Origin of the sequence: Zobellia russellii (assembly GCF_018728565.1) — a bacterium.
GTDB lineage: Bacteria > Bacteroidota > Bacteroidia > Flavobacteriales > Flavobacteriaceae > Zobellia > Zobellia russellii.
Genome location: NZ_JACSOI010000001.1, coordinates 1,124,716 through 1,145,703, shown reverse-complemented (window position 1 = coordinate 1,145,703; position 20,988 = coordinate 1,124,716). Strand labels below are relative to the sequence as shown.

The window sequence follows — 20,988 nt, the reverse complement described above, 5'->3', positions numbered from 1 at the left end:
ATAGTCGAGTTTTAGTTAAATTTTAATTCATGTATTTCCAAAGCGTCGAGAGTAAAGTTGTCTTGGTCCGAGGTTATCGATAAGGTTTCAAAAGGTGCGTGGGGAAAGAATATTTCGGTCATTACCGTTTGCCCATCATCGTAAAAAAGTTCGATGGATGTTTTATCCAAAAGGATTTTTCCTGTCCACTCCTTTGCACGGGCCGTTCGCGGGGCCGTTGAGAGCCTGTCTGAAAATTTTGGAGAGAAATCGGTTTTTCCCGACTTATCCCGATTTATAAAATATTTGTTGATTTTAGCGTCGTACCCAAATGTTAAACTATCTCCTTGTTTGTTAGAGAGGGAAAAAGTGTACTTCGCCTGGGACAATTCCGAAATAGAAAAATTAATTTCAGTTTTAGATAGACTAATGGTTTCTGTAGTAGTCAAAACCGCTTTTCCAGGTATTGGAATAGCTCTATCCACCACTTTTTTTGCACGGTAGTTCTCTAGCTCCTTAACCGGTTTGGAAACCAACCTGTAGGTATCAGTTCCTTTAATAAGGCCCAATTCTCTTGCTACGGTATTGGAACTTCTCCATTTTTCAGTAGGCACTTCATTGGCATATAACCAATTTGACATCCAACCGATAAAAAGTTTACCTCCGTCTGCCGTAGTAACATTGGACCAGGTGACGCCTGCATAATTATCACGGCCATGATCAACCCAGAAACTATGTTCCTTGGCAAGCTTCTTTTGAAAAGTATCATCTATTTTGAAAGTCTTTCCATCAAAATCTCCTACAAAATACTGTGTAGCTGAACCACTATTAGGACCACCAGGGTTTATGCTCACTAACAAAACCCACTTGGTTTCATCTGTTCCTTTGACCGGAAGAGGAAAAAAATCAGGACATTCCCAAACGCCATTATGGTTTCCTATACCTTCTCCAAATGTAGATAGCAACTCCCATTGCTTTAAATCTTTGGAGGCGTAGAACATAATTTCCTGTCCTGCCGCCAAGACCATAGTCCACTGCTTCCGATCCTCGTCCCAATTTACTTTTGGATCTCTAAAGTCTGGTATGTTGGGATTTGCAATAACCGGGTTTCTCTTGAATTTAGTATAAGTTAGACCTTCGTTCAGTGAATAGGCTATTGCCTGAGTTTCATCAATAGTTTTCCCCGCCTTTTCAGCTTCCATATCGTGGTAAGTAAACATGGCCACTACCGGGGTTTTACTATCCTCTGAAAAACCGGAAGTATTATCTACATCTACCACTGCGCTTCCGGAAAATATATAACCCAGCTCATCAGGATAAAGTGCAATAGGCTGCTCTTTCCAGCTAATCATATCGGTACTGATGGCGTGACCCCAATGCATAGGCCCCCAGGTGTTCCCATCTGGATAGTGTTGAAAATAGAGATGGTAATAGCCATTATAATAGAACATGCCATTGGGGTCGTTCATCCATCCTTTTTTTGGTGAAAAATGAAAATTAGGCCGATACATTTGTTCTTCTATATCCTTTTTTATTGCCGATGCCATTTCTGAGTCTTGCTTAATTTCTTTAGAACTTGAATGAGCTTCTTTACATGAACTTGTACTGCATAGTATGCCCAAAGCCAATAAAAAACCTAATGGGTTCTCTGTAAGCCGGAGTTTTAAAAGTGTTTTCATTTGGTTGTTTTTAGTTTTATTAAAGTCTTACTGAGTTTCTCTAATGACATCCCCTTTGTTTCCGGCATGACCAAGGCAACAAAAAATAACTGTAGCACCATCATAAAAGCGAAGAATGCAAATACCACTGCCGGGCCTATGCTTGCAAATAACATGGGAATCAACGAAGGAATTATAGCTGCTAAAATCCAATGAACCGAGCTGCCAAAACTTTGACCATAACCCCGTAAATGATTAGGGAATATTTCCGAGATAAAAACCCAAATAACTGTTCCTTGGCCTATGGCATGCGCAGCGATAAATAGAAAAAGAAAAATAGGAACGGCCAGACCGCTCCACCCAAAGAAAAATGCACAGGCTACCAATGAAAGAGATATTATATAACCCACTGAACCTATATACATAAGCTGTTTTCTCCCCATTTGGTCAATAAGAAAAATTCCCAATAGGGTAAATATCATATTGGTAAGACCAATACCTATACTACTCAATAATGCCGTACTAGCGCCCAGACCGGCCTCCTCCAAAATTCTTGGTGCATAGTATAGAAAAGCGTTTATACCGGATAACTGGTTAAAGAACGCTATGCAAAAGGCAAGAACTAATGGAAACCTATATTTCTTGAGAAAGATGGTCTCCCCAGCAACGACATTTTCATTGTCCGTGTCTATTTCTAACATAAGTTGCTCTACATCTACCCCTGGATTAATAGTACCTAGGACTTCCTTGGCCTCATCTACTTTTAATTTTGATATTAACCATCTTGGGCTTTTAGGAATCGTAAGGGCAAAAATGGTATATAAGGCAGCAGGAAGAGCTTCAACACCCACCATCCAACGCCAATCATTTTCACCTACACCATTTAATAAATAGTTGGAAAAAAATGCAATCAATATCCCAAAGACAATATTGAACTGATATAGTCCAACCAATTTTCCACGGTCTTTGGGCGGAGCTATCTCAGAAATATATGCCGGTGCGGCAATGGTAGAAGTTCCCACTCCTAAACCTCCTATAAAACGAAAGACTGCAAATGTTATAGGATCATTAGATAAAGCAGAACCAATTGCAGAGACCGTATATAAAGCCCCTATCCATATCAATGTTTTTTTTCTCCCTAGGACATTAGTTGGAATACCTCCTAATAAAGCACCTACAACCGTACCCCATAATGCCATTCCTATAACAACTATACCATGAAATGCATCAGTAGATGCCCATAATGTTTGAAGTTTTTTATCGGCTCCGGATATAACAACCGTATCAAAACCAAAAAGAAATCCTGCTAGTGCCGCCGTAATGGACCAAACCCATATTTTTTTCATAATCGTAATTCTCTATTATCACGACTAAAGTATTCTTAAAATATAGCAGCATATTTTACTAATGTTGCAATTTGTTATGGTTTCGTTAAGATATGATTAGAAAAAACCCAAGTAACTCATAATCAGTATATTACAAATAACTTTAACATTCAAACTAACCAGAAGATTATAATTATGTTACCTAAAGTATAAAATTGATACCTCAGGTTTATATGAAACCTTATTGAACATATGTTGCGTTACAAAAAGGATTTACGAAAAGAGCCAGGTGAAGTTCCAAAATTGTTTTTGAAAGTCGTAGAAAAGTAATTGGGTGATGAAAATCCGGTTGCATATGCAATTTCAGAAATGCTCAAAGTTGTCGTCTCCAGCATAGATTTTGCTTTCTCCAGACGTATTTTGCCAATATAATCACTAATACTTATTCCCATAATAGCTTTGACCTTCCGGTAAAGCTGTACGCGCGAAATATTCAAATTTTCGGCTAAATTTTCTACGGAAAAGTCCGAGTTGCCCAAGTTATCATTAATTAAACTATTCATTTGGTTCACAAAATGTTGTTCTATATTTCCAAACGAATCGGTCTGCTCTATCTTGTGAATATTACTGGTATAATAAAATCTAAGTTTTTCCCTATTATACAGCAAGGATTTAACTGATTGCACTAAAATGGAATAACTAAACGGTTTTGTAAAATAAAGGTCCGCACCGGATTGAAGGCCCTTTAAATATGATTCTTGATCGCCCAGCGCAGTTAATAGCACTGTGGGTATGTGTGATGTACGCAAATCTCTTTTAAGGATATCACAGATTTCAAAGCCATTTTTATCCGGTAGATTAACATCGCATAAAATAATGTCCGGGATTATCTCCAAGGCTTTTTCTATAGCGTCCGTTCCATCCGATAAATAGATATCATATTCTAACTTAAGTTTATTTTTGAGAAAAATGGAAAGATCCTTGTTATCTTCAATAATCAATATAGAATATTTCTCTTTACCATTTTCAGGAGCTTGTATTAAATAATTATCATCCACAAGATGCTCGGAAGTAAAATCTATAACACTGGTATCTATCAGATCTTGCTCCGTAATAATTTCATCTTCATTAAAATGGGCTTGACCTTTAAATAGGGTTATTATAAATTCTGTACCGTGAATGGACTTTACGATAATAGAACCTTTATGCATCTCCACAAATTCCTTACTCAGGTGCAAACCTATTCCCGAGCTATTCTTTCTATTGTTGGAACCTTTGAAAAAAGCTTGAAATACCAGGTTCAATTCTTTTTCGGGTATACCCATTCCTGAATCTTTGAACCGGATATAAACTGTATCTTTATTGGGCTCGTCTTCAATGCTCACCTCTATCTTTCCATTATCAGGAGTAAACTTAAAAGCGTTGGACAGTAGATTAAAATATACTTTGTCCATTAAATTTCGGTCTATAAACAACTCCAAATCCTCATTATTGGTAATTAATTTAAAGTTGATATTTCTCTTTTTTGCTTCCCGAACAAAATCATTAACAATGTTTCTAGAAAACTTGAACACATTTGTTTTAGACGCTTTTAATGAAAACTTACGGTCTTCTACCTTCCTAAAATCCAAAAGCTGGTTAATAAGCCTTAATAGCCGGTTAGAATTATTGTGAACCAGCTCTAACTCGTTCATCATTCTCGCCCCCTTATCTTTAGTCATTTCCCCCAAAGATTCAACAGCACTCATGATTAGGGTAATTGGTGTCTTAAACTCATGCGAAAGGCCCGTAAAAAAATTGAGCCTTGCCTCATTGCTCAGTTTTACTTCTTCTGCAATTTTCTCTATTTGATTTCGCTGAACCGTGATTTTCCTGTTCGTAAGCTCTAGCTGCCTGTTTTTTTTGCGGATGGCAAAAATGGAATATACACTGTAAAGCGCCAAGGCCAGAATGGTGACCAATAGAGCCATTACTATTTTAAGCAAATTGCTTTGTGCGTAATAACGGTCTTCCAAAGTCTTGATCGCCGTTATTTGGTTTTCTATGTTTTTCTGTTGTTCGTTAATTCTATCAAACTGGTTTTTCATAATATCGGCGTTCACCTCATTTATGATAGTAGTAGATAAAATGTTGTTTTTTGGCACCAATTCTTTGTTCAAAATTTTCAGTGCCAACTTTATGGCTTCGTCTCCGCCGGTTGGGTAAAGTACGGTGGCCTCTAAAATATTGTCCTTTACCGCTTGGATACCACCATTAGGACCAGATAGTCCGTCTACCCCTATGAAATCCATTTGATGTTCCAGTCCCATGTTGCGTGCTACTTCCCAAGCCCCAACAGCCATTCTATCATTATGTGCAAAAACATAATTAACATTGGGATTCTCTTCTAATAACGTTTTAAACTCTTGCTGAATAGATTCTTTTTCCCAATCACCCTCTATACTGGCAACAACCTTTGCAATGGGATATTGATCTGTTGTCTGGTGGAACCCAATACTTCTTTCTTCTGCAGGAGAGGAACCTGACAGTCCTTTTATTTCTATAATTCTAATGGAATCTTTAGTGCTCGAAGCAATAATTTCTTTGGCTGCATTACGGCCTACTTCAATATTATCCGCACCTAAATAGGCCGTGTATTTCTGATTTTCGGTCTTACGGTCTACCACCAAAACAGGTATACCCAGGTTTAAGGCTTTTTCAACAACAGGAGTTATGGGCTTAGATTTTATGGGAGAAACTATTATAATATCCAGACTATCCGCAATAAGACCTTCTAGTTGTTCTATTTGCTTTTGCACTTCATAATTTGCATCACGAATAGCCAGTTCAATATTGGGATGCAAAGAAGTCTGAAGCAACATAGCATTATTCATTGAACGACGCCAATCATCATTAGTCATCGCTTGGGAGAACCCAATACGAATCTTCTTTTCTGAAGTTCGTTCATTACATGAAGAAATTAGCAGTACAATACATGCTGTACATGCTAATAAAACATTCTTTTTGAAAATCATCTATTAAGTTGGCTTTGGGTAAACTTAATGAAAAATATAGATAGTTTTTCCTCAATAAATAAGATTGTAATATTCTAATATCCATACATATCTTAAATAAGTCTCTATTGACAATTCAAGAACTACTACTTGACAAAGTATTTTATCGGTCATTTCCAAATCCGGCAAAAGCAAACTAACCTCTCGATACTTTCCAGCTGTTTCTATACCATTTTCAGACACTCCACATGTAGCCCGGAATTGGAAATAAGCGAAAAATTTCAAGGTAATTCTTTTCCCCTACCACCAAAAGCCAACAACCTTTCATTAGTATTGCGTGAAGCCTATGTAGTTTTTCGTTAACTTGTGCATAGGGCTCCATGTATAGAAATGAAAGAGATTGAAATACAAAATAACTCTAAAACATTATCAGCAACTTTGTTTGATGATAACAGTAGTGAGACCGTTTTAATTATTGCTTCGGCTACGGGGGTAAAGCAGGAGTACTATGGTAAATTCGCCAAATTCTCCGAAGATAATGGAATTACCGTTGTCACCTTTGATTATACTGGCATAGGTCGTTCTCTAAAAAGACCTATCAAAGAACTAAAAACCAACGCTGCAGATTGGGGTAGCAATGATTTGGAGAGCATAATACAATACGTTATAAATAATTATCCAAAATCAAAGAAAGTAATTCTTGGGCATAGCATTGGAGGGCAACTAATTGGGCTGGCTAAATCAGCTAACAAATTGGATAAAATAGTTTTAGTAGCAGCGCAATCCGGTTACTGGAAATACTGGAAAGGAATTGGAAGAATAAAAATGTGGTTCAATTGGCATGTTCTTTTTCCGTTTCTCATAAATACTTTTGGCTATCTAAATTCCAAGAAAATTAGCGGAATGGAAAATCTTCCAAAAAACGTTGCCAATCAATGGCGAAATTGGGGAAAGAACCAAGATTACATTTTTAGCGATACATCTATCAATAAAACCTTCTATGAAACAGTAGAGACAAATGTAACCGCTTATAGCATAGATGATGATGATTTTGCACCTAAAGAGGCGGTGGACTGGATGACCATGAAATACAAGAATGCAAAAAGAAAATCAGTACATTTAAATCCAAATAATTTTCAAGTCGATAAAATCGGACATTTTGGAATATTTAAAGAACGTTTTAAAAATACAATTTGGACCCAACTTTTGAATGAAATAAAATAACAAGGTCTCAATCAAGTATATAAAATCAAAGCTCACATTTGCTCTTGCGTTTCATATGTTAATCGTTCTACAACAGTACAAAACCTAACCGTAATTGAACAATTCTATTTCTATACCAATGCAACTACCCAACCTCCTATTAACAATCCTTTCCCTATTTATTACCACCACTGCATTTGCTCAAGAAACCCCTTATTTCAAAGCCGGAGAGGACCCAAAACAGTCTCAGCAGGAGTGGAAATTAATTGATAACATGTCCGATGAATTTGATGGAAAAAAGATGGACGAAAAGAAATGGCAGATTTCGGGTCATGGGTGGATAGGCCGTGCTCCTGGATTGTTCCTTGCCGAGAACATTTCAGTAAAAGACAGAACCACAACGTACAATTGGGTAAGGTCATGGTAATTGGTGGATGACAAAAATTAGTGTCATCTTCACTAATCATACTAAAATTGGTTACAAGGCTACTGTTCTAGTTCAAAATCGGGACCAATGAATAAACATCTGTCTATTGAAAATAAACTGTTAGAATAAATGCTATTATTATGAGTATAAGTCTTATCATGTTGAAAACGTTAATCATCCAAAATAATCTTTTCAATTATCTGGTTCTGCGTTCTATTTTGCACGTGTTTTGAATCTTTAAATATTTGGGAGCTCTTTAAAGAAGGAAATATTTTATTTGCTCTTTTTATCATTTTTATTCCTGGAAAGAGTATATCATCCTCCGCCGCAAATAGCGTTATAGGTGTTTGAATGCACTTAGCTTGACTTTTAAGTATTACGGGAACCGGTGTAAAATCCATTTTAAAATGCAAAAACACTTTTGATAAATAGTTGATAGCAAATTCATCACGTTCCGTAAAAAGTTCTTTTAGGAACTTTTCTACATATTTAATCTTTTGGGTTCTCATAAAACGCTTCATGGGAATAAAAATCCTGAACAATGCTTTTAACGGGTTTCCTTTTACAATGTAAGCTGGCGCGGCCAAATACACTTGCTTTACTTTACTCTCGTCAACCTCAAGCGTTTTTAATATAATGAGCCCGCCTAAAGAAAACCCCACAAGAGTAACCTTTTCAAGCTTCAAAGAACTTATGATTTCATTGACCCAACGCCCATAGGAATCATCTTTCATACTTAACCATCTATCCTCGCTTTTGTTGGGTTGCGCTACAACGTCTACGGCGTACACTCTAAAGTTCTTACTTAAATTAGGATAGGTTTCAAGGGCAATTGGCGCACAACCATTGGACCCATGAATTAATATAATTGGTGGTTTAGTAGATTCTCCAGTGGCAATTATATTGGTTTTCCCAAAACTAGTATCAATATTTAGATATGTAAAATCAATATTCAGTTCCTCTAGTTTTTGATCATACAGATCCAATATTTCCTTCTTCCCTATTTCCGTCTTAAAAAGTGCCTTCATAATTTTTAATCTCTTATTTGGTCCTATTAACTCTCTTTACTTCGGAGTATTTTTATTTCCTCAAAATCTTAAGCAGTAGCAAAACCAATAGCCCCAGTAAAATTAAAAAATACAAAACCGTGCCCATACTTTTTACTAAGGTAAAAACGAGCGTAAAGGTTACCATACCGTCAGATGTTTCCGGATAAGTATTCAATAGATATACTATTCCAAAGTTTTCAAAATAATCGGCTGCACCAACAATTAATGGCAACAGGCATACATATACCATAGGAGGCTTCAATCTATTGAATTTATTAAGAAAATATGCCACGACTAGGCAATAGCTTATTCCGAACAGAAAAGGATATACCATATCTAAAGGTATCTGATTGTATAAATAAGTATGACGACCTTCTGAACCAAGGGTGCGAAAGAGTGAGTGAACATACTCATGCTCATATCCCAATGGCTGCATATCCAACAACCGCATTCCATTGGAAAAGCTCATGACTTTAGGAATGGTAATAAAAAGCATTGTGGCGTAAACGGCATTGGTTAGCAAGAACAGGAACAATACCTTTTTACCTTGAATATTTTGAAGCAGACTATTTCTAAATGTTTTCATTCCCTTGATTTTCAGCAAAGAAATGGCAGCAATTTAGTTCCTACATTAACAATTGATAAAATCGCTTTTTTAAGACCGCTTCCGAAGTCTGCTAAGGGAAACATTGGTGATTCCCAAATAGGAAGCGATCATAGGATGGGGAATACGGTTTTCCAACATACCAAAGTCATCCCGAAACTGGTCCAGACGCCTTTTGGCAGTCCAAGTGGCCATTCGTATCTCTTTGTGAACTTTGTTCAATAGCTCTTGCCGTAGCACGGAATTACCAAAATCTCGTATTTCTAGATTTTCAATCATCAACGATTCAAAATCATCCGCATTTATTTCGGCGAAGACACAGTCAGTTAGCGCCTCTCCGTACAATAATGACTTTTCATTTTTGGTTCGGGTTACGCAGGGAGGCAAAATCATATTTTCCTCAAAAAAGGAAAGCGTGATTTCCTCTCCTTGGGTGTTCAATAAAAAAGTACGCGCTATTCCCTTCAGTAAGACATATTCGGATTTATTGTTACGATTAGGCTTAAAAATGATACCTCCTGCTAAATAGGTCGTTTCTTTACATAAAGCACTAAAAGCTCGTAACGATTTTTGAGACAAATCAAGTCCGTAAGTTTCCGTAGCTTTTTTTAGTCTCTGAATTTCCATATTGTTCAATATATAAATATTCTAAAGAAAAAACGTAAAGACATCCCTTATACATACTATTACAAAACAGGTTATTTCCATCTCACCAAAGGCCCAGTATAATTCTTTCCTCTATATTGCAACAAACAATTGAACATAAGGAACTAGGCAATAAATGTCACACGATTTACTTTTAGAACACATAGAAAAGAATGCCCAACTTTCCAAAACGGAACAGGAGGTTTTCTGTAGCTTCTTTCATCCTAAATCTATAGAAAGAAAAGAATTTTTATTACAACAGGGGCAGGTCTGTAAATTTGAAGGTTTTGTAACAGAAGGTTGTTTTAGGGTTTTTACCTTGGATAAAAAAGGGAATGAGAACACCCTTTATTTTGCGGTAAAAGATTGGTGGCTGATGGATATTGATAGTTTTATGAACCAAATTCCGTCCGATCTAAACATAGAGGCCATAGAGGACAGTAAAATACTCTTAATCAATAGACAGGACAAACTTGCTCTTTATAATTCTTTGCCCGTTGCAGAGAAAATCTTTAGAATAATGTTCCAAAAAGGTTTGGTTTCTTGGCAAAGGAGATTGGTACGCAACCATTGTTTGACCGCCAAAGAACGTTATCTCCATTTCATCCAGACCTATCCTGAGATATCATCCAAACTCACGGACAAGCAAATAGCGGGTTATCTAGGCATTAGACATGAATTCTTGAGCAAAATTAAAAAGAGCGTCAAATAATTTTTTTTGAGTTGAACTAGTTCAACTCTTTTGCCAACTTCATTCAAGATATTTGCCTATCTAAAAATGTAAATAGCCATGAAGACCAAAGCTTTATTACCCAAAGGCATAAAAATTCTAGCCTTTCTCGTTCTTTTCAATACGGGTGTTGCCTCTTCTCAAACATCAACGGATATTTCAAACGAAAAAGCCCTACAAGCTGTTTTAGCGGCCAAGGAAAAAGCTGAAGCTTTAGAGGCACCGGTAAATATTGCCGTAGTAGATGCAGGTGCCAACTTAAAAGCCTTTATCCGTATGGACGATTCATTTCTAGGAAGCATAGATGTAGCGATTAAAAAGGCAAAAACATCTCGTTATTTTAATATCAACACCGGAGACCTAGGTAAGCTTACCCAACCCGGGGGTATTATTTATAATATTGAACTCACAAACAACGGACTCGTTTCCTTTCCGGGCGGAATTCCTATTAAAAACGAACAAGGTAAAATTATAGGTGCCATAGGGGTTAGTGGCGGAACCATTGAACAGGACCATGAAATAGCCTCCGTGGGAGCCAACGCCATACTTGAATAATTTAAAAAACAGCATCATGAGCCGCTTAACACTATGTATAACTATCATCGCACTGTCCCTCTCACAATTGTGTATTTCGCAAAACACAAATGACCTCATGCCCTATCTGCAGGATTTCAAAAGTGTATCTGCGAACAATACGGTAACCATTACGAGCTATGAAAAAAACGGTGCTCATTTTGTATATGCCGGAGGTTTTGGGGGTATAGACATATTTAGCTTGAACAAAGAGGGCAAGCTTAACCCAATAGGCACTCAAGAACTTTACAAAAAAGAAGGTCCAGCTAGAGGTATGGTGGCGGACAACATTAGCGGTACGGACTTTTTATTTGTAGCAAACAAGTTCGGTAATGCCATTGAGACTTTTAAGATTTTAGATGATGGTTCTTTAGAACGACTTAGCCTGACCATGGATACTGACGAAACGCACCTTGGGATTGCCATTACACTGCAGGTAGTTCATATGAATCAAGGATCTTACCTGTTTATTGGTGGCTTGGAAGAAACACCTGGGTTGAGCAGTTTTAAAATCCATAAAGATGGCAAACTCACCCACGTACAATCTATGAAAGATGATGAAAAAATTCATACAGACGGAATCATAGGGATGTTCACACACAAATTAAAAGGAAAAACGTTTTTATACACTGGCGGGTTTCAAGACAATGGCGTGAGCAGCTTTAGGGTGTATGAAAACGGTTCTTTTAAAAACATAAATAATATTAGCGATAATACTACAGATAGATACTTAACAGGGGCCTATCCGGTAACCGGGGTAAAACTTGGAGACAATCATTATATCATAGTGGGCCACAGACACCATAAATACTATAAAAGAAATGGCTTTATTAAAAACCCGGACTTTGTATATCATGGTGATGGGGTAAGTGTTTTTAAAGTGAATAGAAAAGGGGCTTTAGAACCTCACTTTGTTCTAAAAGATGATGAAAACACTAAACTGCAAGGGCAAACAAGAATTGAGGTCGTTTCCGTAGATAACAATGAAGCTATTTTGGCCGTAGGGACTCGGGACGATGCCAGTATTCAACTTTGTAAGTTAACAGAAGACGGGACGCTCACGCCTCTAAATTATCTAGAAAATGGTTTTTCTATTTATTATGGTCTGCGGTCGCATCAAATAGATGATGTTAACTTATTAATAGCCGGCTCCAACAGATTTGACCTAAAGAAGATAGCAACGTATAAGGTTGCTCCTAAGGCAGATAGAGGTGATAAAGTCCTAAGGCACATCGTTAACCTGAAATACAAAAAAGAAGCTACCGAAGTAGAACTTAACGAAGCCGTGAATGCCTTCTTGAATCTTAAAAAAGAAATTCCTGAAATCGAGAACATAGAATGGGGTCTTAATGATAGTAAAGAAGGAGCTAGCAAAGGGTTTACCCATGCCTTTACGTTAACGTTCAAAGATGACCATGCTAGGGAAATATATTTATTTCACGAGGCACATATAGCCTTGGTAAATAAAATTGGACCTTTAATTGATGATGTTCTGGTTATGGATTACTGGACAAAACCCTAAAAAAAGGGTATTTTCAGGATTGTCCTATTTCTAGGGCGGGCACAGTTCAGGTTTTTTAAAAAGTCGTTCTGCATTTTTGAGTCCGATAGTTTTAAATCGAAAAAATGATTACTTATGCAAACGGAAATTGAATACCCATTTCCATTACGCGTAGCGTTTAAAACGACTAGACTTTTTGATGCAAAATTTAAAGACCCATTTTCACCCCGAAGTAACAACCCTAGAAAATAAAACGGTTTTCACAAGATTGGCCACTAGGAGTATCGCCATAAAAGAGCAAAATATCCTCTTGCTCTATACAGAGAGATATGAAGATTATAGCCTCCCGGGTGGTGGTTTGGATACGGACGAGGACAAAATTACAGGAATGATGCGCGAGCTTTCGGAAGAAACCGGTGCAACGGACATACAGAACATTCAACCTTTTGGCATCTACGAGGAGTATAGGCCATGGCACAAATCAGGTTTTGATGTTCAACACATGATTTCCTATTGCTACACTTGCGATATTAGCGAAGAACTAGGTACCCCAAACTTGGAGCACTACGAAACCAAAAACGGTATGAAAGCCGTTTGGATCAATATTCACGACGCAATACGCCACAACAAACAAACCATGGCCTCCAGTGATAAAAAAGGGATGTCTATTGAACGGGAAACTTTCTTGTTGGAACTTATTGCAAATAAAATTCAATAGCCCATACGAACATTATATTCGCTTAAAGTTGCCTACCCAGCTTAAATTCAATTCCATCAAAACATAACGCATATCGGTCAACAATTTGAAATCCGTAGCGGTAATTTTACTCAAAATTGCACGCGTAGACCCTACGGTAGTTTCAAAAATATGACAGCTAACGAAACCGATAAAAAGTTTAAAATAAAACACTTGCCCAAGTTAATCGTAGACACCTACAAAGCTTGGGAAGCGGACGACCCTTTTAGGTTGAGTGCAATTGTGGCTTATTACGCCGTACTGTCCTTACCGGGACTTTTGGTCATTATCATTAATCTTGTGGGTTCGGTTTGGGGCACGGATATTGTTCAAGGTGAACTAACCCAAGAAATATCCAGTGCCCTTGGGCGTGATGCCGCCGAGGCCATACAGTCTATGATGATCGAAACGCAAAATGAAGACCGGAGTACCATTGCCAGTATTCTAGGAATTGGCACCCTTATTTTTGGTGCCACAGGGGTTTTTTATCACTTGCAGTTATCCCTTAACCAAATATGGCAAGTGCAGCCCAATCCGGATTCCAGTATTCTAAAAATGCTGATTGACAGGGCCAGAAGTTTCGCCTTTATTCTCGCAATCGGCTTTTTATTGTTAATCAGTTTTTTGGTAACCACCGCCATCTCTGCATTGAACGGATATATACGTAGCATTCTCCCGGATGTTATTGTTTACATCGCCTATTTCCTTGATTTTGCCGTTTCTGTGGGTATTATTACCGTTCTTTTTGCCTTAATTTTCCGTTACCTGCCCGATACTAAAATACGGTGGAAAACGGTATGGATCGGTGCGTTGATCACAGCCACATTGTTCGTTCTGGGCAAGTCGCTCTTAGGTTATTATTTTGGTGAAGCAGATCCAGGTTCTACCTATGGTGCAGCAGGAACGATTGTCCTGATTCTTTTATGGGTATCTTACTCTTGCCTCATTCTCTTTTTTGGAGCGGAATTCACATGGGTGTACGCTAAAAGATACGGACACGGAACACCACTAAAATCTTCAGAAAACCTCATAAAATAGTTAGTTCCAAAGCGAAATCCCTCTTATTCACCTTCCCCTTTTCAAGTAGCAATATGGTTATAGTCAATAATTATTTTGATGTGATTAAACCGTTTTACCAGTTATCCCAACCTTTGTTTCAATTAGAAATTTGATTTAAAAAAGAAATATTATGAACATAAAAGATAAAGTGATTATCATAACGGGAGCATCAAGTGGAATAGGCGAAGCAACGGCGCTTAAACTATCTAAAGAAGGTGCAAAAGTTGTACTTACCGCACGCCGTGAGGACCGCCTGAAAGATTTAAAGGAAAAGATTGAAAACAATGGTGGTGAAGCCTTGATTGTAACGGGAGATGTTACCAGCAAATCGGACTACGAGGAGCTCGTTAACAAAACACTGGAAAAATTCAACACCATAGACGCCCTCATCAACAATGCAGGTTTAATGCCTTTATCCTACGTTGAAAAATTAAAGACCGATGAATGGGAAAAGATGGTAGATGTAAATATAAAAGGGGTACTGAACGGTGTGGCTGCCGTACTTCCTACCATGATCGAAAATAAAGGTGGTAACATTATAAATATCTCTTCTAGTGCCGCACATAATTATTTTCCTGGTGGAGCGGTATACTGTGCTACAAAATCTGCGGTAAAAATGTTTTCCGAGGGACTTAGACAAGAATTAGCACCTAAATATGGTATTAACGTAACATCTATAGAACCTGGTGCTGTCTCCACAGAACTTACCGATACTATTACGGACGAGGATATTAAGGAAACGTTCAAAGAGATGCAAAAGATGACCTTTTTGGAAGCGGAAGACATTGCCGAAGCCATTCATTACGCCTTGGTTCAACCGGCCCGAGCTAATATTAACGATGTCTTTATAATGCCCACGGAACAGCAAAAATAAACCGGTACCCTTAAGAAATGTTGAATCTAAAATTTTACCAAAATGGATATACCAAGTGTAAAGAACGAAGAACAATATGAGGCGTTGCGAGACAAAGGATACAGTAAGGAAAAGTCTGCAAGAATAGCAAATTCTCCCAATTCGGGAAAGAAAGGTGGCAAAGCCAAACCGTATGAAGAGTGGACCAAAAAGGAACTCTACGAGCAGGCTAAAAATGTGGATATTGAAGGAAGGTCAAAAATGACCAAGCAGGAGCTCATCCATGCTCTAAGGAACAACTAGGCTGCCCTTCTTCCCCTACTGAACATCATTTCAATTAAAATCAAATAGCGCCATGAAAACTATACACCCAAAAATTATACGTCAGCTTTTTGTGCTATTGCTAATAGTACTCATAGGAGGACTCATTTTTAAAGAAATGGCCCCGTATTTTTCGGGTGTTCTAGGAGCTATAACATTGTATGTTTTACTGAAAAAGCCAATGGCTAAGTTGGTAAATAAAGGCTGGAAGCCAGATTTGGCTGCCGGCCTTTTAATGTTTGCTTCGGTCATAATTATATTAATTCCGGTTTCCGGAGCGGTATTGATGCTGGGCAACAAAGTAAGCCAAGCCGTAAACAACTCGGAAAAGGTTACCAAAGCCGTAAAGGAACAGCTCCAAAATGTGGAGCAATACGTGGGCTATGACCTATCTTCGGAAATTGACGTTTCCGCGGTTTCGGGCTGGTTATCAGATAGCTTACAAGGTTTTGCGGGAAGTACATTTACTTCGGTAATTGCCATAGGTATTATGTATTTCTTCCTTTATTTTATGCTTACCAATAGGAAAGAATTACGCGAGTCACTCTATGAATATATCCCTATCAGCACAAATAATCTAGAAACTATTGGCAGCAAAATAAGACGTATGGTACGCGCCAATGCCCTTGGCATTCCTTTGGTTGCCATTGCCCAAGGTGTGGTTGCTTTGATCGGTTTTCTCATCTTTGGTATTCAGAATCCTTTTTTCTGGGCCGTAATCGTGGCCATTGGGTCTATGATTCCGTTTGTAGGGAATATGCTGGGCACATTGCCCGTATTTATATTGACCCTCTCGGCAGGAGATACTTTTCAGGCTTGGGGAATCTTAATCTACGGTATAGTCATAGTAGGATCTACGGATAATATCATCAGATTATACATTTTAAGAAAATTAGACGATGTACATCCTTTAATTACCTTGGTTGGTGTTCTCATAGGTATTCCCCTTTTTGGGTTTATAGGGCTTATTTTCGGTCCGTTGTTCGTTAGTCTTTTTCTAATTATCGTACAGATCTACAAACAGGAATATGGCAAACAAGATGGGGAGACCATGTAAACTTCACTGCTCTCCCTAATCCCGAAACTAGGTTTTTCGTACCCAAGACCATCGGTATCCAGCATAATGACACCTCTATTCCATTAGCACTAATAATAGCTGCTTTTGGGTCAAGCCACCTTTAATCATTTGATTAATATCGTGTAAGCTTAGATTCCAATAGCGCCAACGCACCGGAAAAAAAACTTTTTCATCAGGTATCCTTTGATGCTAAAAACGGAACAAGCCATTAAACAGAATATAAATTGATTTTTTCGCTTAGGCGGATATCACATAAAAACACAGTTATGAAAATAGGAATTATAGGAAGTGGAAATATAGGAGGAAACTTAGGAAAGCATTGGGCAAGAGCAGGCCATGATGTATTGTTCAGTTCCCGCCACCCGGAAGAATTACAGAATTTGGTAAACGAATCCGGAGATCATGCCAAGGCCGTTAGCGTAAAAGAGGCTTTTGAAGCCAATGCGGATGTATATCTCTTGGCCATGCCCTTTAAAGCAATAGATGATATTGCCAAAACATACGCTTCGGGCTATAGTAACAAACTAATAATTGATGCTACAAATCCTTATCCCGAAAGAGATGGAGAAATGGCGCAAGAGGTTAGAGATGCCAACTATTCAGCATCTGAATACACCGCTATGAAGTTCAGCACGGCAAAAACGGCCAAGGCCTTTAATTCCATTAAAGCGGAACATCTGCGCGACCGGGCCTTTAGAACTACAGATAAACTGACTATTCCATACGCAGCACAGGATATGGAAAGTAGGTATATAACTAAAAAGCTTATTGAGGATATGGGTTTTGACACGCTGTTTGTTGGCAACCTTGCCGACACCCAGATTATGGACCCTGACCAACCTATTTACGGAAAATCCTTAACGCATGATGAACTCAAAGAACTAGTAGATTCAACAAGGGCTTATTAAATGCCTGATTGCAACTATAAACAGAACCTAAAAAGAAAAGAATATGCAAATCATTTATGAATACCACGATGTAAGCGCAAGTGAACGTCTAGAGGCCATGGCCAAAGAAAAACTGGAAAATCTGAGTAAAAAATACGACTTCGTACATAGGGCCGATGTGTTCTTTAAAACGGAAAATAGAAGTGACGAAGAGAATATGTTTTGTGACATCCGTTTGAGCATGCCCGGACCACGAATTTTTGCTTCATCTAACGCCGAGAACTTTGAAGCGGCACTGAGCGAAACCATCCGTGATTTGGAACATCAGCTTAGAAAAGTAAAAGAAAAGTTGTCGGCTCACTAGCCGTCAACTTTTCAATTTATCAATTTAAAAAAAATCATATGAAACCAACATCAATAATCGGCATTGCGTCAGCATTGGCCGGCAGTAGAAAACTAAAACTTGCCCTTGTAGGTATGCAATTTGCCTATTTAGGGTACAAACTCTTGCAGAACAAGGATTCAGGAAAAGGCAAGAAAAAAAGAAAGAAACTAAAAAGATAACCAATTAGGCAATGTGCATTCATTTAAACACTGCGCCACAGAAACAAAATGACTTGGGAAATAACTTTAATGTTTTGTGTATTACTGGTAACGGTAGTACTCTTTGTATTTGAAGTTTTCCCGGTTGACAAAATTGCCTTTCTAATTATAGTTTCACTAACCCTATTGGGTCTGGTGACACCCGAAGAGGCTATCAGCGGTTTTTCAAACAACGCTACTATTGCGGTGCTCGCCTTGATGATATTGGCCATTGCACTAGAAGAAAACGGGGTCATTAACTGGTTGGCTTCGGGTATGGGCCGGATAAAAGGGCTGCCCCTCTTTATAATGGCGCCTATATTCATGTTCGTAACTGCAGGAATTTCGGCATTTATAAGCACCACAGCGGTAGTTATCGTATTCATCAAAATTATAAATCAGCTATCGGAGCGATACAATATCTCTCAAAGCAAGCTACTACTGCCTATTTCCTTTGCTGGAATATTAGGTGGCTCCTGTACCTTAATGGGCACTTCCACCAATTTAATTGTGAATTCCGTTGCAACGGACTTAGGTGCGGAAAAACTGGGGTTCTTTGAGTTCTCAATTTTAGGGTTGATATTTCTGGGAATTTCAATTGTATACCTAACCCTTACCTTGCGCTGGTTACCTTGGGGCAAGGGAAAAAATCTAGATGAAGATTATAACCTGAACAACTACGTAACCAATGTCCACATTAATTCAGATTCCCAACTGGTAGGCAAAACGGTTCAAGAAAGTTTTCTTTTTGAGAATCCGGATATATCCCTGTTGAAACTTACACGAAATAATAGAATTCATAATTCGCCCGGTAAGTATGTGACATTTAAGGCCAACGACGAGCTTTTATTAATGTGCGATTTAGAAAATCTTACCCGCATTAATGAGTCCGAAAACCTTAGCCTTAACCAAGAAAATTATTTTGCTCCAGCGCAGGAATCAGGATCAAACAAAGACCAAATCACGAAGGAAGAAGGAGACTTGGACAAACGCGTATTTGTAGAATTCCTTATGCTTCCCGGAGCCCAGTTTTTAGGAAAAACACTTGGTAAGCTCCGAAGCTTGGTGATGCAGGACATCGTGCCCATTGCTATTAAAAAACGTAAGACGCTTACTAAATTAAACGACAGGCTAGTGCGCAGTAGCATGAACAAGCTTGTACTTAAGGTGGGAGACCGTCTTCTTTTGGAGACCTCAAAAGAAAACCTGGAAAACCTCAGCAGAATGGAGAACGTACTCTTGCTGCAAGAGTTTGAAAATGTACGTTCCAATTCTAAATACAAACGTTATTTTTCGCTGTCCGTTCTACTGCTAGTGATAGGTTTGGCGGCTTCCGGTTTATTATCAATAATGGTAAGCGCCCTTACCGGTGTTTGCATTCTATTGATCACGAAAAATTTGGACCTCACCACGGTCTACAAGAAAGTAAACTGGCAAATATTTTTTCTACTGGCAGGCATGATTCCTTTGGGAATCGCCATGCACAATACTGGCGCCGATGTTTTTATATCGGAAAAGTTGCTCGGTTTTCTATTTGACCAACCGGGTTTTATTGTCATAGGTACATTGTTCTTTACCACTATGATTTTGAGTGCGGTCATTAGCAACAATGCTACGGCAATTATTATGACGCCTATAGCCATTTCAGTAGCACAGGGCATGCAGTTAGACTTTAAGCCCTTTATTTTGGCGGTAATGTTCGCTGCCAATTTTAGCTTTTTTACTCCGGTAGGGTATCAGACCAACACGTTGATCTATAGCCTTGGAAATTACCGGTTTAGTCACTTTTTAGGAATTGGAGGTCTTTTAAGCCTCATCCTAGCAACGGTGGCCACATTTTTATTAACCAATATGTTGTAACACTATTAATATGGAAAGTAAATTCTCAATAGAAGACGCATTAAGTAAATTATGGAACAAATTAGATGGATGGCTAGATGCTATAATTCTAAAGCTCCCAAACTTAGTTATGGCCATTTTAATTATGGTCCTGTTCTATTTCATTGCCCGTGGTATTCGCAAGCTATTACGAAAATTCTTGCTCAATCGCATTAGCCAGCAATCTATTCAAGATATTATTGCACGGTTTGTATTCTTGGCGGTTATCCTGATCGGGTTCTTTGTTGCCCTAGGGGTTCTTGAACTGGATAAGGTACTTACCAGTATTCTTGCTGGAGCAGGGGTGGTAGGTTTGGCCATTGGTCTTGCCCTACAAGGTACTCTGAGTAACACTTTTGGCGGACTTATCCTCTCCTTCATGCCCAAAATAAATATTGATGATTTTATTGAAAGTGACGGTATTAAAGGATTTGTTTCGGAGATAAGCCTGCGCAATGTAGTTGTGCGCCAACCAGATAACAATTACGTGGTCATACCCAACTCCAAGTTCATAGACGGGCCATTTAAAAATTACTCGATTAGTGATCGAAGCCGTATTGTGGTAAACTGTGGCGTAGGGTATGAAAGTAGCCTACAGCAGGTAGAGGATTTGGTCGTAAAAATAATTGGGGAAAACTTCCCTCAGAAAAAAAGCGAAGAGGTAGAATTTTTCTTTACCGAATTTGGTGATAGCTCCATCAACTTCATGGTTCGTTTTTGGATAGATATGAAAGGCGCCAAACAAGAGCATGCTGCTAGACATGAAGCCGTAAAATTAATTAAGTCTCATTTTGACGAGAAAGACATTAACATTCCTTTCCCGATCCGTACTTTGGATTTTGGAAAGAATACCCTAAATATGAACACTATTAAAGGGGAGTCTTAATCTTTTGCCTACTTAAAACCA

The 20,988-nt window shown here is 38.3% G+C and carries 21 protein-coding genes; 15 read left to right on the top strand and 6 right to left on the bottom strand.

Going from position 1 to position 20,988, the window contains the following annotated elements; genetic code table 11:
* Nucleotides 1-11: 11 nt before the first annotated feature.
* The 3 genes from H9565_RS04775 to H9565_RS04765 all read right to left on the bottom strand — a co-directional run bounded on the left by H9565_RS04775 (nucleotide 12) and on the right by H9565_RS04765 (nucleotide 5,976).
* Nucleotides 12-1,658: a glycoside hydrolase family 32 protein gene (locus H9565_RS04775; protein ID WP_246560295.1), complete on the bottom strand. Its 1,647-nt coding sequence runs from the start codon at nucleotides 1,656-1,658 to the stop codon at nucleotides 12-14.
* A complete protein-coding gene (locus H9565_RS04770) occupies nucleotides 1,655-2,983 on the bottom strand; it encodes a sugar porter family MFS transporter (protein WP_215438041.1) in 1,329 nt (442 codons plus the stop codon). The genes H9565_RS04775 and H9565_RS04770 overlap by 4 nt, the downstream gene beginning before the upstream one ends.
* A 239-nt stretch (nucleotides 2,984-3,222) precedes the next feature.
* On the bottom strand, nucleotides 3,223-5,976 hold the full coding sequence (locus tag H9565_RS04765) for a substrate-binding domain-containing protein (RefSeq protein WP_215438040.1): 2,754 nt from the start codon (nucleotides 5,974-5,976) through the stop codon (nucleotides 3,223-3,225).
* Nucleotides 5,977-6,345: 369 nt separating this feature from the next.
* On the opposite strand from H9565_RS04765, the gene H9565_RS04760 reads away from it, so the two are divergent.
* The gene (locus H9565_RS04760) at nucleotides 6,346-7,179 is read left to right on the top strand and encodes an alpha/beta hydrolase family protein (RefSeq protein WP_215438039.1); all 834 of its coding nucleotides are present in this window, start codon (nucleotides 6,346-6,348) and stop codon (nucleotides 7,177-7,179) included.
* A 94-nt stretch (nucleotides 7,180-7,273) separates the two neighbouring features.
* Nucleotides 7,274-7,585, top strand: a complete 312-nt coding sequence (locus H9565_RS04755) for a hypothetical protein (protein WP_215438038.1) — start codon at nucleotides 7,274-7,276, stop codon at nucleotides 7,583-7,585.
* Between the two features lie 170 nt (nucleotides 7,586-7,755).
* On the opposite strand, the gene H9565_RS04750 is transcribed toward H9565_RS04755, so the two are convergent.
* The 3 genes from H9565_RS04750 to H9565_RS04740 all read right to left on the bottom strand — a co-directional run bounded on the left by H9565_RS04750 (nucleotide 7,756) and on the right by H9565_RS04740 (nucleotide 9,865).
* Complete coding sequence (locus H9565_RS04750) at nucleotides 7,756-8,613, bottom strand: alpha/beta fold hydrolase (protein WP_215438037.1); 858 nt, start codon at nucleotides 8,611-8,613, stop codon at nucleotides 7,756-7,758.
* 52 nt (nucleotides 8,614-8,665) lie between these two features.
* A complete protein-coding gene (locus tag H9565_RS04745; protein WP_215438036.1) occupies nucleotides 8,666-9,220 on the bottom strand; it encodes a hypothetical protein in 555 nt (184 codons plus the stop codon).
* 69 nt (nucleotides 9,221-9,289) lie between these two features.
* On the bottom strand, nucleotides 9,290-9,865 hold the full coding sequence (locus H9565_RS04740; RefSeq protein ID WP_215438035.1) for a Crp/Fnr family transcriptional regulator: 576 nt from the start codon (nucleotides 9,863-9,865) through the stop codon (nucleotides 9,290-9,292).
* A gap of 154 nt (nucleotides 9,866-10,019) precedes the next feature.
* Between H9565_RS04740 and H9565_RS04735 the strand changes: the two genes are divergently transcribed.
* The 13 genes from H9565_RS04735 (at nucleotide 10,020) to H9565_RS04675 (ending at nucleotide 20,967) form a co-directional block, all read left to right on the top strand.
* The gene (locus tag H9565_RS04735) at nucleotides 10,020-10,595 is read left to right on the top strand and encodes a Crp/Fnr family transcriptional regulator (protein ID WP_215438034.1); all 576 of its coding nucleotides are present in this window, start codon (nucleotides 10,020-10,022) and stop codon (nucleotides 10,593-10,595) included.
* Nucleotides 10,596-10,673: 78 nt separating this feature from the next.
* The gene (locus tag H9565_RS04730) at nucleotides 10,674-11,168 is read left to right on the top strand and encodes a GlcG/HbpS family heme-binding protein (RefSeq protein ID WP_215438033.1); all 495 of its coding nucleotides are present in this window, start codon (nucleotides 10,674-10,676) and stop codon (nucleotides 11,166-11,168) included.
* 97 nt (nucleotides 11,169-11,265) lie between these two features.
* Nucleotides 11,266-12,708 carry a Dabb family protein gene (locus H9565_RS04725; protein ID WP_246560292.1) on the top strand — a complete coding sequence of 481 codons (1,443 nt, stop codon included), beginning with the start codon at nucleotides 11,266-11,268 and terminating at the stop codon, nucleotides 12,706-12,708.
* 178 nt (nucleotides 12,709-12,886) lie between these two features.
* Nucleotides 12,887-13,405, top strand: coding sequence for an NUDIX hydrolase (locus tag H9565_RS04720; protein WP_215438031.1), 519 nt, complete (start codon nucleotides 12,887-12,889; stop codon nucleotides 13,403-13,405).
* Between the two features lie 150 nt (nucleotides 13,406-13,555).
* Complete coding sequence (locus H9565_RS04715; protein WP_215438030.1) at nucleotides 13,556-14,461, top strand: YihY/virulence factor BrkB family protein; 906 nt, start codon at nucleotides 13,556-13,558, stop codon at nucleotides 14,459-14,461.
* Between the two features lie 151 nt (nucleotides 14,462-14,612).
* Nucleotides 14,613-15,356 carry an SDR family oxidoreductase gene (locus H9565_RS04710; RefSeq protein ID WP_215438029.1) on the top strand — a complete coding sequence of 248 codons (744 nt, stop codon included), beginning with the start codon at nucleotides 14,613-14,615 and terminating at the stop codon, nucleotides 15,354-15,356.
* A 42-nt stretch (nucleotides 15,357-15,398) separates the two neighbouring features.
* Nucleotides 15,399-15,638, top strand: coding sequence for a DUF7218 family protein (locus tag H9565_RS04705; protein ID WP_215438028.1), 240 nt, complete (start codon nucleotides 15,399-15,401; stop codon nucleotides 15,636-15,638).
* Nucleotides 15,639-15,690: 52 nt separating this feature from the next.
* Nucleotides 15,691-16,713 (top strand): AI-2E family transporter, encoded by a 1,023-nt coding sequence (locus H9565_RS04700; RefSeq protein WP_215438027.1) that lies wholly within the window; start codon nucleotides 15,691-15,693, stop codon nucleotides 16,711-16,713.
* Nucleotides 16,714-17,000: 287 nt separating this feature from the next.
* The gene (locus H9565_RS04695) at nucleotides 17,001-17,642 is read left to right on the top strand and encodes an NADPH-dependent F420 reductase (RefSeq protein ID WP_215438026.1); all 642 of its coding nucleotides are present in this window, start codon (nucleotides 17,001-17,003) and stop codon (nucleotides 17,640-17,642) included.
* 43 nt (nucleotides 17,643-17,685) lie between these two features.
* Complete coding sequence (hpf, locus tag H9565_RS04690; RefSeq protein ID WP_215438025.1) at nucleotides 17,686-17,985, top strand: ribosome hibernation-promoting factor, HPF/YfiA family; 300 nt, start codon at nucleotides 17,686-17,688, stop codon at nucleotides 17,983-17,985.
* A 38-nt stretch (nucleotides 17,986-18,023) separates the two neighbouring features.
* The gene (locus H9565_RS04685; RefSeq protein ID WP_215438024.1) at nucleotides 18,024-18,185 is read left to right on the top strand and encodes a hypothetical protein; all 162 of its coding nucleotides are present in this window, start codon (nucleotides 18,024-18,026) and stop codon (nucleotides 18,183-18,185) included.
* A gap of 48 nt (nucleotides 18,186-18,233) precedes the next feature.
* Nucleotides 18,234-20,063 (top strand): SLC13 family permease, encoded by a 1,830-nt coding sequence (locus H9565_RS04680; protein ID WP_215438023.1) that lies wholly within the window; start codon nucleotides 18,234-18,236, stop codon nucleotides 20,061-20,063.
* Between the two features lie 10 nt (nucleotides 20,064-20,073).
* The gene (locus H9565_RS04675; RefSeq protein WP_215438022.1) at nucleotides 20,074-20,967 is read left to right on the top strand and encodes a mechanosensitive ion channel family protein; all 894 of its coding nucleotides are present in this window, start codon (nucleotides 20,074-20,076) and stop codon (nucleotides 20,965-20,967) included.
* Nucleotides 20,968-20,988 lie beyond the last annotated feature (21 nt).

Excerpts from the sequence above, each read along its gene's own strand:
- H9565_RS04775 (WP_246560295.1), bottom strand. The coding sequence starts at position 1,658 with ATGAAAACACTTTTAAAACTCCGGCTTACAGAGAACCCATTAGGTTTT.
- H9565_RS04770 (WP_215438041.1), bottom strand. The coding sequence starts at position 2,983 with ATGAAAAAAATATGGGTTTGGTCCATTACGGCGGCACTAGCAGGATTT.
- H9565_RS04765 (WP_215438040.1), bottom strand. The coding sequence starts at position 5,976 with ATGATTTTCAAAAAGAATGTTTTATTAGCATGTACAGCATGTATTGTA.
- H9565_RS04760 (WP_215438039.1), top strand. The coding sequence starts at position 6,346 with ATGAAAGAGATTGAAATACAAAATAACTCTAAAACATTATCAGCAACT.
- H9565_RS04750 (WP_215438037.1), bottom strand. The coding sequence starts at position 8,613 with ATGAAGGCACTTTTTAAGACGGAAATAGGGAAGAAGGAAATATTGGAT.
- H9565_RS04745 (WP_215438036.1), bottom strand. The coding sequence starts at position 9,220 with ATGAAAACATTTAGAAATAGTCTGCTTCAAAATATTCAAGGTAAAAAG.
- H9565_RS04740 (WP_215438035.1), bottom strand. The coding sequence starts at position 9,865 with ATGGAAATTCAGAGACTAAAAAAAGCTACGGAAACTTACGGACTTGAT.
- H9565_RS04735 (WP_215438034.1), top strand. The coding sequence starts at position 10,020 with ATGTCACACGATTTACTTTTAGAACACATAGAAAAGAATGCCCAACTT.
- H9565_RS04730 (WP_215438033.1), top strand. The coding sequence starts at position 10,674 with ATGAAGACCAAAGCTTTATTACCCAAAGGCATAAAAATTCTAGCCTTT.
- H9565_RS04725 (WP_246560292.1), top strand. The coding sequence starts at position 11,266 with ATGCCCTATCTGCAGGATTTCAAAAGTGTATCTGCGAACAATACGGTA.
- H9565_RS04720 (WP_215438031.1), top strand. The coding sequence starts at position 12,887 with ATGCAAAATTTAAAGACCCATTTTCACCCCGAAGTAACAACCCTAGAA.
- H9565_RS04715 (WP_215438030.1), top strand. The coding sequence starts at position 13,556 with ATGACAGCTAACGAAACCGATAAAAAGTTTAAAATAAAACACTTGCCC.
- H9565_RS04710 (WP_215438029.1), top strand. The coding sequence starts at position 14,613 with ATGAACATAAAAGATAAAGTGATTATCATAACGGGAGCATCAAGTGGA.
- H9565_RS04705 (WP_215438028.1), top strand. The coding sequence starts at position 15,399 with ATGGATATACCAAGTGTAAAGAACGAAGAACAATATGAGGCGTTGCGA.
- H9565_RS04700 (WP_215438027.1), top strand. The coding sequence starts at position 15,691 with ATGAAAACTATACACCCAAAAATTATACGTCAGCTTTTTGTGCTATTG.
- H9565_RS04695 (WP_215438026.1), top strand. The coding sequence starts at position 17,001 with ATGAAAATAGGAATTATAGGAAGTGGAAATATAGGAGGAAACTTAGGA.
- hpf (WP_215438025.1), top strand. The coding sequence starts at position 17,686 with ATGCAAATCATTTATGAATACCACGATGTAAGCGCAAGTGAACGTCTA.
- H9565_RS04685 (WP_215438024.1), top strand. The coding sequence starts at position 18,024 with ATGAAACCAACATCAATAATCGGCATTGCGTCAGCATTGGCCGGCAGT.
- H9565_RS04680 (WP_215438023.1), top strand. The coding sequence starts at position 18,234 with ATGACTTGGGAAATAACTTTAATGTTTTGTGTATTACTGGTAACGGTA.
- H9565_RS04675 (WP_215438022.1), top strand. The coding sequence starts at position 20,074 with ATGGAAAGTAAATTCTCAATAGAAGACGCATTAAGTAAATTATGGAAC.